Genomic DNA, 23,213 nt, shown 5'->3' on the forward strand with positions numbered 1-23,213 from the left:
CCCTCCAGCACCGCCTATGGCACCTAGCATGCCTGATTTGGTGAGTGATGCTGCTCCTAAAACTAAGCAAAAGTCAGGTTTTATGGCAGCAATGAAGCAGATAGCAAAAGGCAATTTCAAGTTAAAGAAAGTGAAGCAAGAGGCAAAGCCGCAAGTTATTTCTAGCGATGAAGCTGATTTTATGAGTCAGATTTTAGCCAGAAGAGAAGCAATAGCTGGAGAGAAGAATAGCAATAAGTTCAAGAAAGCAGCCAAACAGGTAATAGTATTAACAGCTGAGGAGCAAAAAGCAAGAGAGGCTGAGATATCACAAAAGATAGCAGCAAATAAAGAAAAAGCTGCAACGCTTCGTAAACACAAGGAGAAGGAATGGGCTATTAAGGCTAAGCAGATAGAGGCAGAAGTAGAGATTGAAAAGCAAAGAAAGGCGGCAGAACATGCGAAGGCTATGAGGGAGCAAAAAGCCAAAGAAAATGGTAGTGATAGCAGTACAGTAATTACCGGCATTGATCCAGTACTTCATAACAATATAGTTGCTGATTTAAGACACGAAATTAGCGATCTTAAAGACCAGTTAACACTCAATAGTCATGTAACTGCTGAAGGTATAAATTCTGTAGAATCAGTTAATCCTATTAGAAGTAAAAGATCATTAGAAGATAGTAAAATCTTTGATACTAAGGATCAGTCTACAAGCACAGAAGATGCGAGCTTATTAGAGGCTAGACTATATGATGATAAGCTAGAGAACTGGGAGTTTGAAGAAGATGAAGCAGTTAAGAAATTAGATGAAGTAATAGGTGGATATTCTGATAATGATAGAGGGTATGATGATGAGGCGTTAGAAGATAGTAGCATTGCGAGCAGTATTAGTAGTTCAGATACAAATGTTGTTATCTCTGAAGAAGCGTTACAATCTAAGCCTATTGTATCAGAAATTGTCCAAGACGAATTAGTTAATGTAGAGAAGGAATTACAGTCACAGAAACTAAAGGAAGAGGAAGAAGTAGAAGTAGTAGAAGATATGTTAGAGCAAGATGTAATCACTGATACCGAGGGTAGCACAGTAGAGGCGAATAGTAATACTGTTGGGCATCAGGAGGAACTCACTAAGAGAGCAAAGCTTGCAGCACTAGCAAGAGAGGATTTACGTTTTGGTAGCAAAGCAGTAAGTAAACAAATTAGACATAGATTACTGACAAGAGATATAGGAAAGCTAGTTGCTGTATCTGCAGGCGATGAAGAACAAGATATAGAGCCAAGCTATAGCGTATGGAGTAGTGGCATATTTGGTGCTTCTAAACAAAAAGATAGCAGTAATAATATAGGACATAGTAGCAAAATACATGGAGGTACTATTGGAGGAGAAATTAACGTAAGTAGCGATCTAATGTTTGGAGTTAGTTATAGTAGATTGTCTAGCAAAATTAAGTATCCATCTATACTTGATGCTGGTTCAAACGTCAGCAGAACCGATACAAATATATTCAGTATATATAATGGTACTACTCTTGCTGAAAATACCAATCTTCAACTACTCGCGTCAGTTGCTTTAAGCGGTAAAGCTGCTAAGCATCAAGATATTGTCACGCCCAAATCAAAATTGTTCAGTTTTGAATCACATTTGAATCGCAAAATAACATTTCAAAACCACATCACATTAATTCCGAGCATAGGTTTTAGGTACGAATATGGACGTATTGGTCCGTCAAAAGAACAAATTCTAGATTCATATATTGAACATCATAAAAGAAGCAAGAGTAGCGCTTTAAGTGGAGAGGTAGGGGCAAGAGTATTATTTACGCCTATTAAGTTAAGTCATAATTTTCAATTAGTACCAACAGCGCATATTTCTCTTGAGAAGAGAATTGTAGGAAGAGGTGCAAATTCGGGACAGCTATTAAGTGTAAAAGATATAGGCGAAAGTAGTAGCGTCAGTTTTACCAACAATTTAAATCATGAAAAGCTAAGTACGAATATTGGTGGTGGTTTAATTGCGAGTCACAAGAACATTAGCTTAGAGCTTTTATACGATTTACAGAAGCAAAGAAGATTTAAAAGCCATCAGGGAGTATTAAAACTTAAGGTAAATCTATAGGGAGGTAAGGTATGAAACGAGGGAATTGTATTTATGCCAAGCGTCTTATAGATAAGCTGGTTAGATTTAATACAAGGGCAGAAAGTCAAGGAAAAACTTTGGTGGATATTAAGCAGATTAAAAAGGCTATTTCTTGTGCCAAAAAATATCATGAAGGACAGTTTAGGCATTCAGGAGAGCCTTTTTATAGTCATCCGTTAGAGGTTGCTTATATGGTGTCAGATTATCTGTTTAGAACAGATATTTTAGTAACTGCGATACTGCATGACACATTAGAAGATACGGACCTTACTTATGATAAAATAGCAGCAATATTTGGCAGCAATATAGCAGGTAACGTGGAGTATTTAACAAGGATTAAGGAGGATGACGAAAAAATAAGCAGTGGCGTGATGGTCGTAAATCTACGCATCAGTGGTAAAGATGAAATATTAATGATTAAGATATTCGATCGCTTGGATAATCTACGAACTATCTACTATAAGCCGCAGCCAAAAATTACTAAAACAATAAAAGAAACACAGGAGTATTTTATTCCTGCAGCTAGTTATTTGAGGTTATGTGCGGTGCATGGAGAATTATCGTATATCTGCAGTAGTTATTAATTAAAACAATAGAAAAGAGTAGGAATATCATGAGAGAGAGAAATGAATTTGAGAAACATCAAGCGGCAAAGAAATACTATGATGCAGGGCAGGCTTTAGCCTTGCGTGGAAGATATGAAGAGGCAATTGAGTGCTATAATAAATCGCAGGAGTTAGAGCCTAATAATTTAGATATGTTAAAGGCAAAAATGATTAGTGCATTCCAGCTTGGAAGATTAGAGGACGCACTTAAAGTGTTTGATAATGCGATAGATATATACAAAAGTGATGTTTACGGCGATACCTACGGGTGGACCAAGTACATCATTAGGCAAATGGAACTCATAAGAGAAGACGAAGCAATAAGGTACAACAATGATGGTTGTAGCTTGAGTAGTAGTAGGCAGTATGAAGAGGCACTTGAGGAACATAATAAGGCAGTAAGATTAGATCCATATAATGGATATTTTTTAAAAGAAAAAGCTAATGTTTTAGTAAAACTGCAAAGATTGGAGGAAGCAATTGAAGTATTGAATGAGGTGATAGAAATAGAGCCGAATGATGCACAATCATACAATAGCAAAGGTTATGTTTTAGCAGAGTTTGGAAGGTATGAAGAGGCGATTGAATGCTACGATAAAGCAATAATCTTAAATCCTGAATATGCTGATGCTTACAATAATAAAGGAAATAGTTTAAGTGATCTTGGAAGATATGAAGAGGCAATTAAAGCGTATAATAAAGCAATAGAGTTTAATCTTGATGATGCTGACATCTATAACAACAAAGGTAGTAGTTTATTTAAACTTGGGGAATATGAAGAAGCAATTAAAGCGTATAATAAGTCGATAGAATTAAAGCCGAATGATGCTTGTAATTACTACAACAAAGGAATTAGTCTATACAATATTGAGACATATGAGGAGTCAATAATATCTTATGAAAAAGCTATCGAGTTAAATCCTGATGATGCTGATGCTTACAATAATAAAGGAAATAGCTTGAGTGCTCTTGGAAGATATGAAGAAGCAATTAAAGCGTATAATAAAGCAATAGAGTTAAATCCTGATTTTGCAGTAGCAATTAATAACAGAACTATTGTCATTGAAAAGCTCGGGAGTGCAGGCGATGCAACACGAGATTAGTATTAAGCTTGAGCATTTTAGGTATGAAGCCGCTATTAGAGATTGTGATAAATCTAAACAGCTAGAGCCTAATGATGCTGGCTACTACAATCAAGCTATTTGCCTCCTATATCTTGGAAGATATGAAGAGGCAATTAACAATTTGAATAAGGCTATAGAGCTAAATCCTAATGCGGCATCAAGATACTACCACAAAGGTCAGTGTCTATATCGACTTAAAAGATTAGAGGAGGCAATTGAGGCTTACGACGATGCAATAAGCTTAAGACCTCGTGACGCAAAAGCCCATAATAATAAAGGCAAGTGTCTGTATGAGATTGGAAGACTTGCGGAGTCAAGGATTGCTTTAGAAAAAGCGGTTAAATTACGTCCTTATTATGGTATAGCAAAACATAATAGAAATATCCTTAACCGCAAGCTTGGAAGGTAATATAGAGCAAGAGTAGTGCTTTAAGTATTAATTGATAAAAAGAGAGTTTTGTAGTTTTTTTATTTACAGATATAGCGGGGGAGTATGAGGGGGCTAGCATAGCCCCTCTCATATACTTTAAAACAACCAACCAACAAACAAAAAGGAGAAAAGAAATGTTTAGAATAGCAAGAACAGTAAAACAAATATTTAATGCGGCAAGAAATATACAGCAGGTGGCATCTGCAAGCATTAACAGTATGGTTAAGTATTGCACGCAAAGTAAAGGATATATAGAGGATGCAAGTGATGAGTTCACTTTTGAGTCTTTTACAAAGATACTGCCTAATCAGTCAGCAGCTAAAGAGCAAATTAAGGCATCTGCTCCAATTTTTCAGAGCGTCGCTAAACTAGGATCTATAAGTTATTATAAAATTCTAGATTCAGCAGAGGTTAGAAAACTCATATATGTAAGATTTGCGGATGAGATAGGAGCGAGGCAAAAGAATGATGAAGATACCAAGAGCCATAAGATCAATGAGCATATAGAAACTTTTACCACTTACAATATTGCAGATGAGTTTAATGTATTAAAGAGCCAAGGTTATGATTTTGCGGTGGCTAGACAAGCAATACAAAATCAAAACGTTAGCAAGACTTTAAGTGAACGTATGAAAGGGTTAGTGGTATCTGGCTACATGTCAAATTACGGTGGCGAGTCAGGTTTAAGAGCAGAAGTCGAAAAACTAATGCACAAGAAAGAATACGTCATGCAAGAATTAAGCTTAAGGGTATCGGAGTTACCAGCTTGTGAGGTCGAGTTTGATCAAGTGAAGCAGGTAGATATTTTAGGAGACCACTAAACCTTACTGTAGGTTTATGGGTTTTAACCCGTTTATAAGCATAAATAATATTTTTAATGAATTGGATTTAAGAAAATGCAAAACAATCATAATACTGACGAACAAAGTACAGCTGAGTTATTAGAAGAATTTGAAAAGAAATATAATTATCGAGGTAGTAAAGAGGTAAATCTTACTAAGATGCAAAATAGTGATACTGGCATGCAAGAGCAAGTAACAGAAGAGACTGCCGCACAAGATAGCGTATCATTTGGTACGAGTGGAGTAGGAATCAGTTTAGATTCTGAAGGAGTAGATCCAATTACGGAAAGCATACGCCAAGAGATACTGCAGAAGCAGAGAGAACAATTACGGTTATTTTTCAGTACAATGCATCCTGAGTTAGAGGAGCATACTTTAGATGATGAGAGATTTAAGAAGTTTTTGATGCATCTTAACAATGAGCAACGCACGCTTGTAAGTAGTGCACTTGAAAACGAGCAAGTAAAAGCTGCAATGGAGGAAATAGAGCTAGTAGGCTACAAGAATATTCACACAAGATTTAGTAGCTCTAATTATCTTGGAGGCTTTAAGCCTATGGATTGGAGCGGATTTGCTGAGCTAAGTACTAGGTCACAGATAGTTTATAACGGTGTTGGAGATGAGATCTGCACCTTAAAGGAGCAAACACACAAAACAAGTCCGCTAACGATCAGCAAGCAAGATGGGAGCACTACTATAGTGAATGCTTATAGAACTATAGATTTTCCAGTAGAGCTGCACGAACCAGCAAGTGGCACTATGCATTTATCTTTGGTTGCAAAAGATAAAGATGGGCAAGCTCCATCAGTTACAAAGGCAGTATATTTTACAGCACATTATGAAGCAACACCAAAGCCAAATGGAGTACCAAAGCTTAAAGAGGTCAGTAGTCCGCAGCCACTTCAGTTTTTAGGTAGCAGTATCGACTCTGTAGGATATATAGAGCATGGCGGGGAAATTTACACCTTGCCAGTAACGAAAGGCAAATATGAAGAGATGATGAAGGAGGTAGCAAGAAATAAAGGTCAAGCTGTAGATTTATCATTAGAAGTAGAGCCGCAAGCACAAGATTTGATTGGAGTAGCATCAGGAGTATTAGAGACGAGATCAGATAAGGAGTTAAATGGTATTGTTGATTCGAAAGAAGAGCAAATTAAGCACCATGAAGCACAGATTGCAAGATACAAAAAGATATTAGAAGAGCATATAGAGCCGGCACTTGAATGCCGAGACCAGGAAAGAGAGCAAATACTGCTATTAACTAAGAAATGTCTAACTGAGCCAAAGTACAAAGAGTTTGAGTCATATATCAAGAAAACAGCAGAGCAACATATTGAGTTGCACCACGAGGCATATTTAAAAGAAGCAGATGGAGGCAAATCCTTAAAAGAACTTACTGAAATCATGAACAATATAGGTTACGAAGGTTTTACATCAGAGAACAGTAAGGATAGTTCTAAGTCTACAGTAGGCAAAATTAAAGATGTACTAAAAGCAGGTGGCAAATTGGGGTTCAATATTGTGTTAGAAAGCTTGAAAGCTGGAGGGGTTGAGAATTATGTAAAGCAGAGAGCTATAGAAGAGTCAAAGAAAGTAGGAAGCTACGTTGCAAACAGTATAGCTGATAGAATTAGAGCTACTTTGTCGGGCAAATCTACAGCCTTGGGTAATAATAGTGTTGCTGCTGAACCTTGCAAGTCGTATGTGGCGGGTATTAATCAAGGGGCGTCTAAATCTTCAGGAATATTGCGATGATACTACAAGACTTACGCTATGTTATAACAAATATGCTCGAAACCCTTATTACAAAGCTATGTTTTTACAGTGGATCACTGCATAAAATCCCTTAATTCATAGGCATTACATCAAACATAGCGTAAGTTTTGACTAATAAACCACGCGAGTATCCGTAATATTTAACAAGATTAAGAATTTAGTAGTAATATGCTCAAAATACATAAATGCAAAATACTTTTTGCTCCATTCGTAAAATTAAAGCAATGCATGCCATATATGGTATTTGTAGCTATTTTTTTCATTTATAATATATGTGTATATTTTTATTTGGAGCGTCTCGATAAAACAAGAGATCAATTATTAATGAAAAATATGATGCATACTATTAATATAGGCTCTGTCTCATCAATTGTGTAAATTTCGTGAACCATTAAATTCTACCATCAAATTTGATCATAAAATGAGCCATAGCTTCATTCCAATTGGGGATAGGCATAGACCATTTTTTGGTAATATAATCAATTGTCAGATATAAAGTCTATCCGCCAAAAACACTTCAAATCCTGATCATTTGTAATGGGATAGAGTTTTGACAACAAATTGCTAAGATTTTCAATAAAAATTAATAAGTTATGTTCAGGAGTTTCGCACTTAGCAAAATTGTGTATTAGTTAGAAGCCATTTAATGTTGTTCTGAATTGATGTTTTTATAACTTCCCAAGTTTGTTGATGGCTCTGTCTCATCAATTGTGTAAATTTCGTGAACCATTAAATTCTACCATCAAATTTGATCATAAAATGAGCCATAGCTTCATTCCAATTGGGGATAGGCATAGACCATTTTTTGGTAATATAATCAATTGTCAGATATAAAACCTTAAATACTGCGTCATCATTTGGAAAGATGCGTTTATTCTTAGTAACTTTTCTCAATTGGCTATTCAGCGATTCTATCGCATTTGTAGTGTAAATAATCTTACGAATCTCCTTTGGATATTGCAAGAAAATTATCAAATTATCCCAATTATTATACCAAGATTTAGCTATATGCGGATATTGCTTACTCCATTTTTGATCAAATGACTCAAGAGCTAATTCTGCTTCTTTTTCAGTAGCAGAAGTATAGATTAGTTTCAAATCCGCTGCTAATTGCTTTCTATCTTTATATGATACATATTTGAGGCTATTCCTGATCTGATGGACAATACAAATTTGATGTTCAGTTTTCGGATATACTGATGCAATAGCATCAGACATACCAGTTAGATTATCACTACAAGCAATTAAGATATCTTTTACTCCTCGATTCTTCATTTCAGTAAAATTACCGAGCCAAAATTTAGCTCCTTCATTCTCACTTATCCATAAGCCTAAAATATCCTTTCTGCCAGATAAATCTATTCCTAAAGCTACATATACTGATTTATTAATAATAAGTTTATCTTGTCTTACTTTCACTACTAAACAGTCAAAATATACTATAGGGTATACTGATTCAAGAGGTCTACTCTGCCAAATCTTGACCTCATCTATTACTTCATCTGTAATCCTGCTGATTAGGCTCTCACTGATCTCAGCTCCATATAATTCTTGCAATTGTGTTTTAATATCAGACACACTCATACCCTTCGCATATAAGGATATTATCTTTTGGTCTAAGCCATCTATTCTTGTTTGTTTCTTTGAGACTATTATAGGTTCAAATTTACCTTGTCTGTCTCTTGGAACATTTAGCTCTATAGTACCATTCTCACTAATCAGATTCTTACTAAAACTACCATTCCTCGCATTCTCAGTTTCAGCTCTATCATACTTGCTATAACCTAAATGTTCTGACATCTCAGCATGCAGTGCTCGCTCTAAAATACCCTTGGTTAATTCCTTAATTAATCCATTCTGACTTAGTACTGTTTTTAAATCTACTCCACCTTCTATCAGCAAATCTATTGCTTCATTTATTTTTTTATTCTTCTCTATTTGCATTTCTGTTACCTATATTTTTAATTACTTCTAATATAGGCTCAACAAAAATTTACACAATCATTGCAAAAGACTCTTGTTGATATAAAGTAATGTTTTCATTTATCCTCCTTTTGTTCATATCAAGCCAGGCCAATACAGCAAGGCAAATATGATTTCTTTGAGCTCGACCCGTGCGTGCCTGACAGCATTCAATACCACAAGTTTGTTTCAATTCTCGATGATAAACTTCTATAGACCAACGCGCCTTAACAATTTTCTCTATTTGCTCACGTGTAGGATTCTCTAAATTAGTTGTTATGTAATCAATGCGACCATTTTTTGCCACAAACTTAAATACCGTAACCCAACCGTATCCACGTAGGTGAATTTTTAGCCCTTCATCGGGAATCTCTAAAGTTTCCAAGCTAACATTACGATTAACTTTTCTATTTTTTCTTAGGTTGGTAACCCATATCCAACCTAAATTACGTATATGTTTTAAATTATCCAAACCACTATACCAAGCATCCATAACTATAGCATCAGGCTTGATACCTCTTTCTTTAGCTAAAGTAAGCATATCACAAAAATGCTCGTTCTTTGTTGGTAAATTCCAGTATTAATTAAGCCAGATTTATATTTTCTTCCCATACCTCATTGGGTGTTTTATAACCGAGCACTTTTCTTGGTAAATTATTTAAAAAATCCTCAATTTCTTGTAATTGCTTTATTGTTAATTTTTTTATATCTAAAGATTTAGAGTATACTCTGTGCACCATTGAGTTAATCTTCTCTATCAATGGTTTTTGCCATGGAGAATAAGGATTGCAAAAATATACTTTTCGTTCAGATTTTGGCAATAGTTGTTCATGATTGGTAAATTCTTTGCCATTATCTAACGTTATGCTTTTGATTATATGCGACAATTGTTTAAGTTTTTTATTCATGTTACCAATCACATCTTGTGTTCTTTTTGAACGGTTTAAAGTGAGAAACACTTTTTGTGTTCTGATATCCACAAGAGCGCCTATATTACGACTTTGATTACCTTTGTTAAAAGTTAAATCACCTTCTAAATGACCTATTGCTGCTATCTTTCTATTTATCTCTGGTCTTTCAGTAATGGAAACTCGATTTGGTATTGTAATTCTTTTGTTTCTGATTCTTGTACCATGATGCAACCTATTTTTCCTTTTTCTTGCTAAAGATAAATATAATTTTTGCCTTTGTGCTATAGGAGATGTATAAATAAGCTGGTATATACTCTCTGTAGAAATATTGACAGTATCTCGTGATAGTTTACGTCTACCTGAAATTATATCTGGTGAAATACCCTGTGTTAACTGCTTTATTATTTCTGCTCGTAAATTATTATCAATATCTAATTTTCTTTTTCTCTTACCTTGCCTTAAACTGCAAGCAAGTGTGTTAGCCCTATCTGGTCTATAATTATGCCTCATTCTCTTGAGTTCATAACATATAGTGCTTTTATCACGGCCAATCTTTGTCCCTATATATCGCGAGCTATAACCACTCTTATTCATTTCGTATATTTTAAATCTTTCATCTATCGTTAAATGAGCCATGATATATCTATATTTAAATGATGCTCCTCGCAGCAGAGCTACGAGGTATCTAAAAAAGTTTTAGTTGTTTCTTATGATATCACGAAGCAGAGCTTCGGGGAATTAAACCCTGAGAGATTAAAAATTGATTATATCTGGCTTAATTAATTATAGAACTTTCCTAACGATCTTCTATGTGCTCACAAATTTTACACAAATAATCATCTAGTTCTTGATTGAATATTACTCTTCTATACTTTGCCGGCGTTACTAAATGATATATTAGTACTGTGACATTATGACTCTTATGTATATAACTGCTTTCTTCCATTCAAGTAGTATATCACGAAGCAGAGCTTCGGGGAATTAAACCCTGAGAGATTAAAAAAATCTATCATAACTCAACATTAATCTCCTTTAAACCCTTTATCTATAAGCTTTCTATCTATCCCTTATCCTAAATTAGCGTTACAAAACTTCTTGCAAATGTTGTTGCATAATAAAGCTATCGCGTATATACTTTACGGGACAAATTAAATCCGCTAAAATTCTGCATGGTAAATAGTAATTTTTATAGGAATCTGGGACCAAGAAAGCTAACGGCAATTGCAGATTTCCTACAAGATTTTATAAAAGCTCCTAAAATTCATGAAGATGTAGCTATTCATGATATTAAAATTTTACAAGAAGCTTCTTCTAATGATATTAGCTTTTTAAGTAATATTAAATATTCTCGATTTTTAAAAAATACTAAAGCTGTAGCTTGTATCGTGCCAAAAGACTTTACTGGAGAAGTAAATCCCAATACTGTCTTATTGCGTGCTGAAAATTCATATTTTGCTTACGGCAAGCTAATAGATTTTTTCTATGCTCCGGTAAAATCGTATCCTACTAAAATAATGAAATCAGCTTATGTTGCAGAATCAGCAACTATAGGTAAAAATTGTTATATAGGTCATAATGCAGTTATTGAGGATAATGTTGTTATAGGTGATGATAGTATAATAGAAGCAGGCAGCTTTATAGGTACAGGAGTGGTTATTGGCAGAAATGCTAGAATCGAATCTAATGTATCAATAAATTATTCTGTTATAGGGGATGATGTTGTAATACTTTCAGGAGCAAAAATCGGACAAGACGGGTTTGGCTTTTCTACTGAAAAAGGTATGCATCATAAAATATTTCATACTGGAATTATTAAAATCGGTAATAATGTTGAAATCGGTGCTAACACTACTATTGATAGGGGATCACTGCAAGATACTATAATAGAAGATTTATGCCGTATAGATAATTTAGTGCAGATCGGGCATAGCGTCAAAATAGGTAAAGGCTCAATTATTGTAGCACAAGCAGGTATAGCTGGAAGTAGCGTAATTGGTAAATATTGTGCTCTTGGGGGGCAAGTGGGAGTCGCCGGACATCTAAATATAGGTGATGGAGCTCAAGTAGCAGCACAAGGCGGTGTAGCACAAAATATAGAAGCGGGTAAAATTGTTGGCGGTAGTCCAGCTGTACCTATTATGGATTGGCACAGACAATCTATTATTATGAAACAATTAATCTCTCAGGGTTTAATTCCCCGAAGCTCTGCTTCGTGATATCATAAGAAACAACTAAAACTTTTTTAGATACCTCGTAGCTCTGCTGCGAGGAGCATCATTAAATAAGAGATCTAAATAAATGACTATCAATATTACCGAAATTATGGATTTGATACCTCATCGTTATCCGTTTTTATTAGTGGATAAAGTAGTTGAAATTGATCCTAATAAATCAATAACTGGCATTAAAAATGTTACTGTTAATGAACCGCAGTTTACAGGACATTTTCCAGCAAGACCTGTCATGCCTGGAGTTTTAATGGTTGAAGCTATGGCACAGCTTGCAGCTATATTAGTTGCTAAATCTCTCGGCTCTACTAAAAATAAAGAAGTGTTTTTAATGGCTATCGAGAACTCAAAATTTCGTAGAGTTGTTCAGCCAGGGGATACAATGCATATTCATGCTACTATTGATCAGCAAAGAGCTAATGTATGGAAGTTTTCAAGCACAGTTAAAGTTGATGGTGAAATGGCAGCGGAGAGTAAATTTACCGCAATGATAAAAGATAAATCTTAAGGGTATAGTAGTGTCAAATTCTAATATACATCCAACTAGTATAATTGCTGAAGGTGCAAAACTTGGTAAGAACGTAAAAGTTGGTCCATATTGTATTATTGGTCCAGAAGTAGTACTGCATGATAATGTAGAACTAAAGTCTCACGTAGTTATTGAGGGGATTACTGAAATCTGCGAAAGTACAGTAATTTATCCGTTTGCGTCTATCGGTCAACCTCCGCAAATCTTAAAATATAATAATGAGCGGTCAAATACGATAATCGGTTCTAACAATATTATTAGAGAATATGTTACAGTACAGGCAGGAAGCCAAGGCGGCGGAATGATTACAAGGATAGGAAATAATAATTTATTTATGGTTGGCGTTCATATCGGTCATGATTGCAAAATCGGTAATAATGTAGTGTTTGCTAATTATGTAAGCCTAGCTGGGCATATAGAAGTGGAAGACTATGTCATAATTGGTGGCTTATCGGCAGTTCATCAATATGCAAGAATTGGTAAACACTCAATGATTGGCGGCTTATCACCAGTTGGAGCTGATGTAATCCCTTTTGGTCTTGCAAGCGGCAAACGTGCAGTTCTTGAGGGGCTAAACTTAGTCGGCATGAATAGGAAAGGGTTTGATAAAGCAGAGTCTTTAAACGCTTTAAAAATAGTTCAAGAAATCTTTTTAGGTGAAGGTAATTTCGCTGATAGAATTAAGCAAGCTCAAGAGAAATATAAAAACAATTCTATAGTAATGCAAATTATTGATTTCCTTGAGCAGGGCAGTAATAGATCATTTTGTTCTTTTGAGAAGTAATTTTACTATAGTGGTTACTTCTCATAAATGAAAAATTGGCTCTGTCTCATCAATTGTGTAAATTTCGTGAACCATTAAATTCTACCATCAAATTTGATCATAAAATGAGCCATAGCTTCATTCCAATTGGGGATAGGCATAGACCATTTTTTGGTAATATAATCAATTGTCAGATATAAAACCTTAAATACTGCGTCATCATTTGGAAAGATGCGTTTATTCTTAGTAACTTTTCTCAATGGCTTTGTTGCATAAATAACGCCAATTTAGGATAAGAGAAGTTGTTCTGGAGCTAAAGCATCAAGTTTTATACGAGATTTAGTGATAGCATAAGAAGTAACAGGTAAATTCCAGTATTAATTAAGCCAGATTTATATTTTCTTCCCATACCTCATTGGGTGTTTTATAACCGAGCACTTTTCTTGGTAAATTATTTAAAAAATCCTCAATTTCTTGTAATTGCTTTATTGTTAATTTTTTTATATCTAAAGATTTAGAGTATACTCTGTGCACCATTGAGTTAATCTTCTCTATCAATGGTTTTTGCCATGGAGAATAAGGATTGCAAAAATATACTTTTCGTTCAGATTTTGGCAATAGTTGTTCATGATTGGTAAATTCTTTGCCATTATCTAACGTTATGCTTTTGATTATATGCGACAATTGTTTAACTGAAGTTTTGACAAAAAATTTTTATTAAAAAAAGTGGCGAGTGTATCAATCTATAATTTGTATTATATATCCAATAATTTACTTTAAATTGTAGAAATATCGCTTTTAAGCTGATAAAAGCACTAAATATTTAACTTTAAATATAAATTTTTACTTTAGTTAGAAAAATTAGAATTTTTGTCAAAACTTCAGGTTTAAGTTTTTTATTCATGTTACCAATCACATCTTGTGTTCTTTTTGAACGGTTTAAAGTGAGAAACACTTTTTGTGTTCTGATATCCACAAGAGCGCCTATATTACGACTTTGATTACCTTTGTTAAAAGTTAAATCACCTTCTAAATGACCTATTGCTGCTATCTTTCTATTTATCTCTGGTCTTTCAGTAATGGAAACTCGATTTGGTATTGTAATTCTTTTGTTTCTGATTCTTGTACCATGATGCAACCTATTTTTCCTTTTTCTTGCTAAAGATAAATATAATTTTTGCCTTTGTGCTATGTATAAATAAACTGGTATATACTCTCTGTAGAAATATTGACAGTATCTCGTGATAGTTTACGTCTACCTGAAATTATATCTGGTGAAATACCCTGTGTTAACTGCTTTATTATTTCTGCTCGTAAATTATTATCAATATCTAATTTTCTTTTTCTCTTACCTTGCCTTAAACTGCAAGCAAGTGTGTTAGCCCTATCTGGTCCGTCCGCCAAAACTCTAAAAGCCTTATAGGCAATAGGGTTTTAAGGCAAAAATGCATAGTAAAATCCATAAGAAAATGAAAGGTTTTATATCAAAAGCTTATGGAAATACAAAAAAATGACAATAAAAAAATGAATGCATTTTGGGAAATAGTGTGGTTTTTAATACAAAAATTTAAAATCAGCCCTCAAAATTAGAGTAATTTGCTCTAAAATCGCACTATTTTTGGAAATTAGTGACACAAGTGATATTTTTTAGAGTTTTGGCGGAGGGACTATCTGGTCTATAATTATGCCTCATTCTCTTGAGTTCATAACATATAGTGCTTTTATCACGGCCAATCTTTGTCCCTATATATCGCGAGCTATAACCACTCTTATTCATTTCGTATATTTTAAATCTTTCATCTATCGTTAAATGAGCCATGATATATCTACAGGAGTTTCGCACTTAGCAAATAATATGCTAATCTAGAGAAAAATAGTTTTAGATAAAAATGACAAGATCAAAATGTAGCAAAGATTTATATAAATCATTCTTACAAGCAAGTAGTGTAAGATATACTAGCAAAGCATTATCTGAAGTAAGTCCATTAGATCTATCGCACGATAGTGCAAGTCGATGGTTAAAGAGTAAGGATTTTCGCCCTAGCGAAATCTATAGCAAAGTGTCAAAATATATTGATCTGGAAGATCCTTGTTTATTAGTAGGAGATGACACCTTATTGTCAAAGCAATACAGTAAGAGGATCGAGCTTGTAAATTATCAATATTCTGGGGCTGTACATGATGTTATACCTGGTATAGGAATGGTAAACTTACTGCATTACAATACTCAAATTGATCAATCTACTCCTGTAGATTATAGAATATATGATAAAGAAACTGATGGTAAAACAAAGAACGAGCATTTTTGTGATATGCTTACTTTAGCTAAAGAAAGAGGTATCAAGCCTGATGCTATAGTTATGGATGCTTGGTATAGTGGTTTGGATAATTTAAAACATATACGTAATTTAGGTTGGATATGGGTTACCAACCTAAGAAAAAATAGAAAAGTTAATCGTAATGTTAGCTTGGAAACTTTAGAGATTCCCGATGAAGGGCTAAAAATTCACCTACGTGGATACGGTTGGGTTACGGTATTTAAGTTTGTGGCAAAAAATGGTCGCATTGATTACATAACAACTAATTTAGAGAATCCTACACGTGAGCAAATAGAGAAAATTGTTAAGGCGCGTTGGTCTATAGAAGTTTATCATCGAGAATTGAAACAAACTTGTGGTATTGAATGCTGTCAGGCACGCACGGGTCGAGCTCAAAGAAATCATATTTGCCTTGCTGTATTGGCCTGGCTTGATATGAACAAAAGGAGGATAAATGAAAACATTACTTTATATCAACAAACTTGGGAAGTTATAAAAACATCAATTCAGAACAACATTAAATGGCTTCTAACTAATACACAATTTTGCTAAGTGCGAAACTCCTGATCTATATTTAAATGATGCTCCTCGCAGCAGAGCTACGAGGTATCTAAAAAAGTTTTAGTTGTTTCTTATGATATCACGAAGCAGAGCTTCGGGGAATTAAACCCTGAGAGATTAAAAATTGATTATATCTGGCTTAATTAATTATAGAACTTTCCACACAAGCTAGAATATGCACCAAGAAATTAACAGGAGATCTATGCCTTGTATGCTCTAGGTTCATTCTATTTTTTAGTATACTAAACAACCCTCAGCTATAAGCTGAGGGGTTATAAAGTGGAATCGATTAGAAATCGATCATCATTTACTGGCTCACCTTCTTGTTCATCAATATACTGCTGTATCATTTCGTCAGTAATATTACCTGAACTCACCGCCATATATCCTCTAGCCCAAAAATGATTACCCCAAAATTGTTTCCTTAAATGAGCAAATTCTTGCAATAATATTCTTGAGCTACTCCCTTTTAGATATTGTACAAGCTTACTTAAAGCCACTTGAGGACGGTATGAAATAAATATATGAACATGATCACAAGATACTTTACCTGAAATTATATATGCTTCATGTTCCATGCAAATTTGCCTTAATAAATCCCTGACTCTCTCAGCTACTTTTCCTACCAATGCTCTTTTTCTATACTTTGGTATCCATATAATATGTACTTTTAAATCATACTGGCTATGACTATTTTTTCTATAACTTCTCATATCTTTTTATAAATTCGTTGCTAAAGCAACTTCATTATATCTTCCCTTCGCCTGAAGGCGAGGGATTTTTTATCCCCGTAGGGGGACATTAAATACTGATTCAATTAATGATCGTTTACGTAACATAGCTTTATCTTCTAATTCTAGTAAATAATTCTTCATATCCTTGCGAATATTAGTTATCATTCTTAAATTTCTAGAATAGAGTTTAAACCATAACTCTTTACAAATATATGCTTTATCACCAAATACCTTACCTGTTATCTTCTGAGTTATAGATTCAAGAACAGATAAATCAGCTCTATTTGCTTTTGTTATTTTAACAGCTATAATCTCTGCTTTATGCTTAATGATTAAATGTAATTTAAATCGAGTCTTTTGCAATGATTGTGTAAATTTTTGTTGAGCCTATATTAGAAGTAATTAAAAATATAGGTAACAGAAATGCAAATAGAGAAGAATAAAAAAATAAATGAAGCAATAGATGGAAAGTTCTATAATTAATCTCTCAGGGTTTAATTCCCCGAAGCTCTGCTTCGTGATATCATAAGAAACAACTAAAACTTTTTTAGATACCTCGTAGCTCTGCTGCGAGGAGCATCATTTAAATATAGATATATCATGGCTCATTTAACGATAGATGAAAGATTTAAAATATACGAAATGAATAAGAGTGGTTATAGCTCGCGATATATAGGGACAAAGATTGGCCGTGATAAAAGCACTATATGTTATGAACTCAAGAGAATGAGGCATAATTATAGACCAGATAGGGCTAACACACTTGCTTGCAGTTTAAGGCAAGGTAAGAGAAAAAGAAAATTAGATATTGATAATAATTTACGAGCAGAAATAATAAAGCAGTTAACACAGGGTATTTCACCAGATATAATTTCAGGTAGACGTAAACTATCACGAGATACTGTCAATATTTCTACAGAGAGTATATACCAGTTTATTTATACATCTCCTATAGCACAAAGGCAAAAATTATATTTATCTTTAGCAAGAAAAAGGAAAAATAGGTTGCATCATGGTACAAGAATCAGAAACAAAAGAATTACAATACCAAATCGAGTTTCCATTACTGAAAGACCAGAGATAAATAGAAAGATAGCAGCAATAGGTCATTTAGAAGGTGATTTAACTTTTAACAAAGGTAATCAAAGTCGTAATATAGGCGCTCTTGTGGATATCAGAACACAAAAAGTGTTTCTCACTTTAAACCGTTCAAAAAGAACACAAGATGTGATTGGTAACATGAATAAAAAACTTAAACAATTGTCGCATATAATCAAAAGCATAACGTTAGATAATGGCAAAGAATTTACCAATCATGAACAACTATTGCCAAAATCTGAACGAAAAGTATATTTTTGCAATCCTTATTCTCCATGGCAAAAACCATTGATAGAGAAGATTAACTCAATGGTGCACAGAGTATACTCTAAATCTTTAGATATAAAAAAATTAACAATAAAGCAATTACAAGAAATTGAGGATTTTTTAAATAATTTACCAAGAAAAGTGCTCGGTTATAAAACACCCAATGAGGTATGGGAAGAAAATATAAATCTGGCTTAATTAATACTGGAATTTACCTTGGACTAAATCTGGCTCAACAAAGCAAGTGTATGTGCCTAATGTGAATGAGGTTTGGAGTGGTGACATTACTTACATTAGAACTAATGGTGGCTTTATGTATATGGCAGCTATTATAGATTGGCATAGCAAGGCCATATTGAGCTATAAACTGTCAAATTCTATGGATGCATCTCTTGTAACTGATGTCTTGAAACAAGCTCTCAGTAAGTATAACGCTCCACAGATATTTAATAGTGATCAAGGTAGCCAATATACCAGTTATGACCACATAAATATTCTCAAGGAGCATGATATCCAAATTTCAATGAATGGCAAAGGTAGAAGTATTGATAATATAGTAATAGAAAGGTTTTTTAGAACTTTAAAATATAATTGTATCTTTATTAATGATTTTAACAATGTTAAAGAGTTAAAAGAGGGGATTGATCATTATCTGAATAAATATAATTATCACAGATTTCATTCAAGTATTGGTTATAAAAAGCCTATGAATGTATATCTGAATTATATGCAAAATTATCAGCAAATTGCTGCCTGATAATCGAAAAATTAGGAAAACATACTACTCATTTTTTTGTCTTGATTTTTCATGTATGGACCTCCTGTAGAATGCAAGAAAAAAATAACATCAATAATAAAAACAAACAAATGCAGTCATGTATCCGGCTTATAGCTGATAAATCAACCTAATTTATTCTACAGCCCTGATGGAATTCGCTGGCTTACAAACTATATACTTATCAGTCCATCGGCTTCTAAAAGAGCCACTGAAAAACGCAGTTTTTTTGTAAGCTAAGGTTTGTCTTATTTACCATCAATATTAATTATCTCAAGCATATTTCGGGTTGGAATCTCTTACATATTGTTTTGCTTTTACCTATTCATTATATAAATCACCATTTATTTTACTTATAAGTGCTATGCTACACACTCTTTAGCTACAAACTTTACTCTCTACATAATCATCTCCTGATCTTAGTACAGCAAACACCACTCTTGCCAACTTATTAGCTATGGCAACTGTCGTTTTATTATGGCTACTTCGCTCAGATAAATTAAACATCCATTTCGTAAATTGGCTAAAATCTTTTTTAGATTTCTGTTCTTCCGATGTAAATCTTATCTTGGCATTTAGTACAGCTCTAGCCCCTTGAATTAATAAAGTGCGTAAGTATACATCACCTCGCTTGCTAATTCCCAGCAGCTTATCCTTCCCACCACTTGAATGTTGTCTTGGCACTAATCCTAGCCATGCCGATAATTGCCTGCCATTCTCAAAACTTGTAGCATTACCTATTGATGCTATTAAAGCAGTAGCAGTAATTAAACCAAGACCAGGTATAGCTCTTAATCGTTGATATTGAGTTAGGTTACTTGCTATCATTGTTAATCGTTTTTCTATCTCTTTTATTTTTCTGTTATTATCTAAGAATTCTTCTTTTAGTTCACTAAATGTTTGATAACTTAACTGGCTTAATTTCCCTGCATCTAAAATCTCAATTAATTTTGTGATAACCTTATTAATGCCTTGAGGAACAATAAAACCAAACTCATGTAGTAGCCCCCTAATTTCATTAGCAAGTGCTGTACGATTTTTTACCAATCTCTCTCTTACCCTATGTATTGATAAAATTTCTTGTTGCTCTATAGTTTTAATTGCAACAAATCTCATATTAGGTCTTGTCACGGCTTCACATATCGCTTCAGCATCTGCTTGATCATTTTTATTAGTTTTAACATATGGTTTGACAAATTGCGGTGCCATTAGTTTTACTTCATGCCCTAATTTAGTTATTTCTCTTGCCCAATAACTAGAACCACCACAAGCTTCCATCCCTACTAAACATTGTGGTAAATTAGCCATAAATGTCAAAACCTGATCTCTCATCAATTTTTTCTTTAATACTGTCTTGCCATTTTTATCTACACCATGAATTTGAAAAATTCTTTTTGCAATATCTATACCAATTGTAGTAACCTCCATATGGACCTCCTTAATTGTTGTTTTAATATGTTAAATATTAACCCTAGAAGATTAGCAACTGCTTTTCATTCTCTATATCAGGAGGTCCATACCATTAGTCCACTATCCTGGACACTATATCTAATGTATTTCCATCCAATTATTACCAGCTCTAATTTCGGTAATAATTGGTACATCCATATTGGTAGAATTTTCCATAATTTGCTTGATGATTGGCATTATTGTTTCTACTTCATCTATTGGTGCTTCAAATAATAGCTCATCATGAATTTGCAGAACCAATCTAGTTTTAAGTTTATGCCTCTCTATTTCTCTATCAAGTATGGTCATCGCTATTTTGATTATATCGGCATTAGTTCCTTGAATCGGGGCATTAATAGCGGCACGCTCGGCAAATTGCTTGAGTCTTTTATCATTAATTAGAGGCACAAAACATTTACGTCCGAAGAAATCAGTAACATATCCATTTGCTTGAGCAAAGCTTTTAGTCGCTTCCATATATTCCTGCACGCCCTTATATTCAGCAAAATATTTTTTGATATATTCAGCAGCTTCGCTATTACTAACATTTAGCTGCTTTGCAAGCCCGAAAGCACTTATCCCGTAAATAATGCCAAAATTTATAGCTTTTGCTTTACGTCTATGTTCACTAGTTAATTCCTCTTTTTGTAAATTAAAGATCTGGCAAGCAGTTTGAGTATGTATATCATCTTTATTAATAAATGCTTGTTTTAAAGCCTTTATATCCGCAATATGGCTTAATATTCTAAGCTCTATTTGCGAATAATCCGCTGATATTAATTTATAGCCTTGCTCTGCAATAAAAGCTTGCCTGATTTTATTCCCTTCACCCGACCTAATAGGTACATTTTGCAGATTAGGCTCTTGTGAGCTAAGCCGTCCTGTAGTAGTGGAAGTTTGCAAAAAAGTGGTATGAATCCGACGAGTTATATTATCTATTTGCTTTGGCAGACTATCAGTATAAGTATTTTTTAGCTTGGTAAGTTGACGCCATCTTAGCAATAAATCCGCAATAGGATAACCCTGCTCGCTAAGCTTTTCGAGTATCTCAGCACCCGTTGAATAGGAGCTTGCTTTAGCAGAAGTTTTACCGAATGGTAATTGCATTTTTTCAAATAAAATTTCACCTAATTGTTTTGGTGAACCAATATTAAACTTCGTACCACTTAAAGCAAAAATTTCTTCCTCAAGCTTTAATATTTCTGTTCCAAATTCACTAGATAACTGATTCAAATAATTCGCATCTACTTTTATGCCAGTTTTTTCCATTTTATCTATTACAAAGCAAACAGGTAAATCGATTTCTTTATAAATTCTAAAAGCCTTGTTATCTTTAAGCTCTAAAATAGTTTGCTGATAAAGATCGATAAAGCCTACTACTATTTTTGCTGCTTCTTCTATTGTTGCTTCTTTTTCTACAGCTTCAAATAGATTGTTTTGCGGCAGACCTGCGGATAGTGCATAATTCATTAATTCTAAATCTTCGATTGCTGTAATTTGCTGTGCCCTACTAGCATAAAATTGCAGCAGAGGTTTTAGTAAATAAGTGATTTTCTTTATTGACTGGTCAGTTAGTAAATTAAAAATAATATCTGTAAACCATTCATTATCAGCCTTAGAATTATAAGTAAAAAGATTATTAGCCTCATTTGAGATTTTAATAATATAAGCTTGATTTTTTAGGGATAAAATAAATGCAATATTAGCTCCTTTATTCTGCAACATATATATTCCGAATATGCCTGCTTTTTTAGCCTTTTCAGCGAAAGCTTCAAGCTCAGCTTTATTACTGATTTCTTTTATCTCTACGGCTTTTTCTTCTATTACTTCTTTATGTTCACTAATTTTAATGTCAAATAAATTCTCTGCTCTTTTATATAAAGATTTAAAGCCATATTCATGTAGAAACTCTGTTAATTTATTATGATCAGGTGGCGACCATTCCAGAGCATCTAGCTTGAAATCCATGTCAACATTATAATCCAGCCCAATTAACTGCCATGAAATTAGAGCAGATTCCTTTGAGTTTTGTAGCGTCTCACGTTGTTTTATGCTTGAAACTTGCTCTAGAGAATTAAAGATGTTCTCAACTGTACCAAACTGGGTAATAAGGCTGCTTGCGGTTTTTGGTCCTATTGACGGCACACCTGGGATATTATCAGATTTATCCCCAATTAAAGCCATCACCTCACGTAATTTATCAGAAGTAACGCCAAATTTTTCAACAACATTATCTTCTGTAATATATTTGGCTTTTAGCGGGTCATATATTTTTACATTGTCATTCATTAATTGCAATAGATCTTTATCGGAAGATATGACCACTACTTCTTCCCCAATAGAAGCAGTTTTAGCAGCAAAAGTTGCTATGATATCATCAGCTTCAAAGCCATTTTTTTCTAAAATTGGGAAGTTTAAATTTCTTGCAACATCACGTACTAATGGCAATTGTGCAATCAAATCCTCAGGCGGTGGTGGACGATTAGCTTTATATTCAGGATAAATTTCATGACGGAAATCTTTCCCACCACTGTCAAACACTACTGCTGCATGCTTCGGCTTAAAGTCATTAAGTAGCTTTAGCAGCATTGAGGTAAAGCCGTAAAGAGCCCCTACAGGCTTACCTTTTGAGGAAGTTAAAGGCTGTTGTGCATAATAGGCTCTGAAAACAAATCCGTATCCGTCTATAAGCAGTAAAGTATTTTTCTTGGTCATTTTGTAT

The 23,213-nt window shown here is 34.0% G+C and carries 17 protein-coding genes and 8 pseudogenes; 12 read left to right on the forward strand and 13 right to left on the reverse strand.

Translation table 11 applies throughout. The annotated features are described in order from the left end of the window. Positions 1-40: 40 nt before the first annotated feature. The 6 genes from AAHI98_RS02745 (at position 41) to AAHI98_RS02770 (ending at position 6,875) form a co-directional block, all read left to right on the forward strand. A complete protein-coding gene (locus AAHI98_RS02745; RefSeq protein ID WP_342224987.1) occupies positions 41-2,098 on the forward strand; it encodes an autotransporter domain-containing protein in 2,058 nt (685 codons plus the stop codon). Positions 2,099-2,109: 11 nt separating this feature from the next. Beyond that, the gene (locus AAHI98_RS02750) at positions 2,110-2,703 is read left to right on the forward strand and encodes an HD domain-containing protein (protein WP_342224988.1); all 594 of its coding nucleotides are present in this window, start codon (positions 2,110-2,112) and stop codon (positions 2,701-2,703) included. Between the two features lie 29 nt (positions 2,704-2,732). Next, entirely contained in the window at positions 2,733-3,827 is a 1,095-nt protein-coding gene (locus AAHI98_RS02755) for a tetratricopeptide repeat protein (protein WP_342224989.1), read from the forward strand. Beyond that, positions 3,811-4,257: a tetratricopeptide repeat protein gene (locus AAHI98_RS02760; protein ID WP_342224990.1), complete on the forward strand. Its 447-nt coding sequence runs from the start codon at positions 3,811-3,813 to the stop codon at positions 4,255-4,257. The genes AAHI98_RS02755 and AAHI98_RS02760 overlap by 17 nt, the downstream gene beginning before the upstream one ends. 155 nt (positions 4,258-4,412) lie before the next feature. Beyond that, complete coding sequence (locus AAHI98_RS02765; RefSeq protein ID WP_342224991.1) at positions 4,413-5,099, forward strand: hypothetical protein; 687 nt, start codon at positions 4,413-4,415, stop codon at positions 5,097-5,099. Between the two features lie 75 nt (positions 5,100-5,174). Continuing rightward, positions 5,175-6,875, forward strand: a complete 1,701-nt coding sequence (locus AAHI98_RS02770; protein WP_342224992.1) for a Sca4 family spreading effector — start codon at positions 5,175-5,177, stop codon at positions 6,873-6,875. A gap of 750 nt (positions 6,876-7,625) precedes the next feature. Here the strand turns inward: AAHI98_RS02770 and AAHI98_RS02775 are convergent. The 4 genes and pseudogenes from AAHI98_RS02775 to AAHI98_RS02790 all read right to left on the reverse strand — a co-directional run. Further along, positions 7,626-8,840, reverse strand: coding sequence for an IS256 family transposase (locus AAHI98_RS02775; protein WP_342224662.1), 1,215 nt, complete (start codon positions 8,838-8,840; stop codon positions 7,626-7,628). Between the two features lie 73 nt (positions 8,841-8,913). Beyond that, positions 8,914-9,423, reverse strand: a pseudogene (locus AAHI98_RS02780) (transposase); the annotation flags it as partial. A 19-nt stretch (positions 9,424-9,442) separates the two neighbouring features. After that, the gene (locus tag AAHI98_RS02785) at positions 9,443-10,405 is read right to left on the reverse strand and encodes an IS30 family transposase (RefSeq protein WP_342224993.1); all 963 of its coding nucleotides are present in this window, start codon (positions 10,403-10,405) and stop codon (positions 9,443-9,445) included. 207 nt (positions 10,406-10,612) lie between these two features. Continuing rightward, positions 10,613-10,715, reverse strand: a pseudogene (locus AAHI98_RS02790) (IS200/IS605 family transposase); the annotation flags it as partial. Positions 10,716-10,938: 223 nt separating this feature from the next. Between AAHI98_RS02790 and lpxD the strand changes: the two are divergent. From lpxD to lpxA, 3 genes are all read left to right on the forward strand, one after another. Further along, positions 10,939-11,985, forward strand: coding sequence for a UDP-3-O-(3-hydroxymyristoyl)glucosamine N-acyltransferase (lpxD, locus tag AAHI98_RS02795; RefSeq protein ID WP_342224994.1), 1,047 nt, complete (start codon positions 10,939-10,941; stop codon positions 11,983-11,985). 82 nt (positions 11,986-12,067) lie between these two features. Next, positions 12,068-12,505 (forward strand): 3-hydroxyacyl-ACP dehydratase FabZ, encoded by a 438-nt coding sequence (gene fabZ / locus AAHI98_RS02800; RefSeq protein WP_342224995.1) that lies wholly within the window; start codon positions 12,068-12,070, stop codon positions 12,503-12,505. Between the two features lie 10 nt (positions 12,506-12,515). Further along, the gene (gene lpxA / locus AAHI98_RS02805) at positions 12,516-13,310 is read left to right on the forward strand and encodes an acyl-ACP--UDP-N-acetylglucosamine O-acyltransferase (protein WP_342224996.1); all 795 of its coding nucleotides are present in this window, start codon (positions 12,516-12,518) and stop codon (positions 13,308-13,310) included. A 74-nt stretch (positions 13,311-13,384) separates the two neighbouring features. Here the strand turns inward: lpxA and AAHI98_RS02810 are convergent. The 4 genes and pseudogenes from AAHI98_RS02810 to AAHI98_RS02830 form a co-directional block, all read right to left on the reverse strand. Further along, positions 13,385-13,549: pseudogene (locus tag AAHI98_RS02810) on the reverse strand (IS256 family transposase); the annotation flags it as partial. Between the two features lie 121 nt (positions 13,550-13,670). Beyond that, positions 13,671-13,979, reverse strand: a pseudogene (locus AAHI98_RS02815) (IS30 family transposase); the annotation flags it as partial. 199 nt (positions 13,980-14,178) lie between these two features. Then, a pseudogene (locus AAHI98_RS18440) lies at positions 14,179-14,681 on the reverse strand (IS30 family transposase); the annotation flags it as partial. A 220-nt stretch (positions 14,682-14,901) separates the two neighbouring features. Further along, positions 14,902-15,108 (reverse strand): helix-turn-helix domain-containing protein, encoded by a 207-nt coding sequence (locus AAHI98_RS02830; protein ID WP_342225001.1) that lies wholly within the window; start codon positions 15,106-15,108, stop codon positions 14,902-14,904. A gap of 70 nt (positions 15,109-15,178) precedes the next feature. Here AAHI98_RS02830 and AAHI98_RS02835 point away from each other — a divergent pair, with 70 nt between their 5' ends. Further along, positions 15,179-16,159, forward strand: a complete 981-nt coding sequence (locus AAHI98_RS02835) for an IS701 family transposase (protein WP_342224656.1) — start codon at positions 15,179-15,181, stop codon at positions 16,157-16,159. Between the two features lie 148 nt (positions 16,160-16,307). On the opposite strand, the pseudogene AAHI98_RS18445 reads toward AAHI98_RS02835, so the two are convergent. From AAHI98_RS18445 to AAHI98_RS02845, 3 genes and pseudogenes are all read right to left on the reverse strand, one after another. Next, positions 16,308-16,418 (reverse strand): annotated as a pseudogene (locus tag AAHI98_RS18445) (IS982 family transposase); the annotation flags it as partial. 22 nt (positions 16,419-16,440) lie between these two features. Continuing rightward, entirely contained in the window at positions 16,441-16,881 is a 441-nt protein-coding gene (gene tnpA / locus AAHI98_RS02840; RefSeq protein ID WP_342225002.1) for an IS200/IS605 family transposase, read from the reverse strand. A gap of 84 nt (positions 16,882-16,965) precedes the next feature. Next, positions 16,966-17,250 (reverse strand): annotated as a pseudogene (locus AAHI98_RS02845) (transposase); the annotation flags it as partial. 252 nt (positions 17,251-17,502) lie between these two features. On the opposite strand from AAHI98_RS02845, the gene AAHI98_RS02850 reads away from it, so the two are divergent. Further along, positions 17,503-18,465, forward strand: a complete 963-nt coding sequence (locus AAHI98_RS02850; protein WP_342224646.1) for an IS30 family transposase — start codon at positions 17,503-17,505, stop codon at positions 18,463-18,465. A 40-nt stretch (positions 18,466-18,505) separates the two neighbouring features. Next, positions 18,506-19,024: pseudogene (locus AAHI98_RS02855) on the forward strand (IS3 family transposase); the annotation flags it as partial. 396 nt (positions 19,025-19,420) lie between these two features. On the opposite strand, the gene AAHI98_RS02860 reads toward AAHI98_RS02855, so the two are convergent. Both AAHI98_RS02860 and polA read right to left on the reverse strand, forming a co-directional pair. Beyond that, positions 19,421-20,470 carry an IS110 family RNA-guided transposase gene (locus AAHI98_RS02860; protein WP_342224642.1) on the reverse strand — a complete coding sequence of 350 codons (1,050 nt, stop codon included), beginning with the start codon at positions 20,468-20,470 and terminating at the stop codon, positions 19,421-19,423. A 120-nt stretch (positions 20,471-20,590) separates the two neighbouring features. Then, positions 20,591-23,206 (reverse strand): DNA polymerase I, encoded by a 2,616-nt coding sequence (gene polA / locus AAHI98_RS02865; RefSeq protein WP_342225004.1) that lies wholly within the window; start codon positions 23,204-23,206, stop codon positions 20,591-20,593. Between the last annotated feature and the right edge of the window lie 7 nt (positions 23,207-23,213).

Origin of the sequence: Rickettsia endosymbiont of Urophora cardui, assembly GCF_964030725.1 — a bacterium.
Classification (GTDB): Bacteria; Pseudomonadota; Alphaproteobacteria; order Rickettsiales; family Rickettsiaceae; genus Rickettsia.

Coding starts and splice junctions, on each gene's coding strand:
- AAHI98_RS02755 (WP_342224989.1), top strand. CDS start 2,733: ATGAGAGAGAGAAATGAATTTGAGAAACATCAAGCGGCAAAGAAATAC.
- AAHI98_RS02785 (WP_342224993.1), bottom strand. CDS start 10,405: ATGGCTCATTTAACGATAGATGAAAGATTTAAAATATACGAAATGAAT.
- lpxD (WP_342224994.1), top strand. CDS start 10,939: ATGGTAAATAGTAATTTTTATAGGAATCTGGGACCAAGAAAGCTAACG.
- AAHI98_RS02760 (WP_342224990.1), top strand. CDS start 3,811: ATGCAACACGAGATTAGTATTAAGCTTGAGCATTTTAGGTATGAAGCC.
- polA (WP_342225004.1), bottom strand. CDS start 23,206: ATGACCAAGAAAAATACTTTACTGCTTATAGACGGATACGGATTTGTT.
- AAHI98_RS02830 (WP_342225001.1), bottom strand. CDS start 15,108: ATGGCTCATTTAACGATAGATGAAAGATTTAAAATATACGAAATGAAT.
- AAHI98_RS02860 (WP_342224642.1), bottom strand. CDS start 20,470: ATGGAGGTTACTACAATTGGTATAGATATTGCAAAAAGAATTTTTCAA.
- AAHI98_RS02770 (WP_342224992.1), top strand. CDS start 5,175: ATGCAAAACAATCATAATACTGACGAACAAAGTACAGCTGAGTTATTA.
- AAHI98_RS02850 (WP_342224646.1), top strand. CDS start 17,503: ATGGCTCATTTAACGATAGATGAAAGATTTAAAATATACGAAATGAAT.
- tnpA (WP_342225002.1), bottom strand. CDS start 16,881: ATGAGAAGTTATAGAAAAAATAGTCATAGCCAGTATGATTTAAAAGTA.
- AAHI98_RS02835 (WP_342224656.1), top strand. CDS start 15,179: ATGACAAGATCAAAATGTAGCAAAGATTTATATAAATCATTCTTACAA.
- AAHI98_RS02765 (WP_342224991.1), top strand. CDS start 4,413: ATGTTTAGAATAGCAAGAACAGTAAAACAAATATTTAATGCGGCAAGA.
- AAHI98_RS02775 (WP_342224662.1), bottom strand. CDS start 8,840: ATGCAAATAGAGAAGAATAAAAAAATAAATGAAGCAATAGATTTGCTG.
- fabZ (WP_342224995.1), top strand. CDS start 12,068: ATGACTATCAATATTACCGAAATTATGGATTTGATACCTCATCGTTAT.
- AAHI98_RS02750 (WP_342224988.1), top strand. CDS start 2,110: ATGAAACGAGGGAATTGTATTTATGCCAAGCGTCTTATAGATAAGCTG.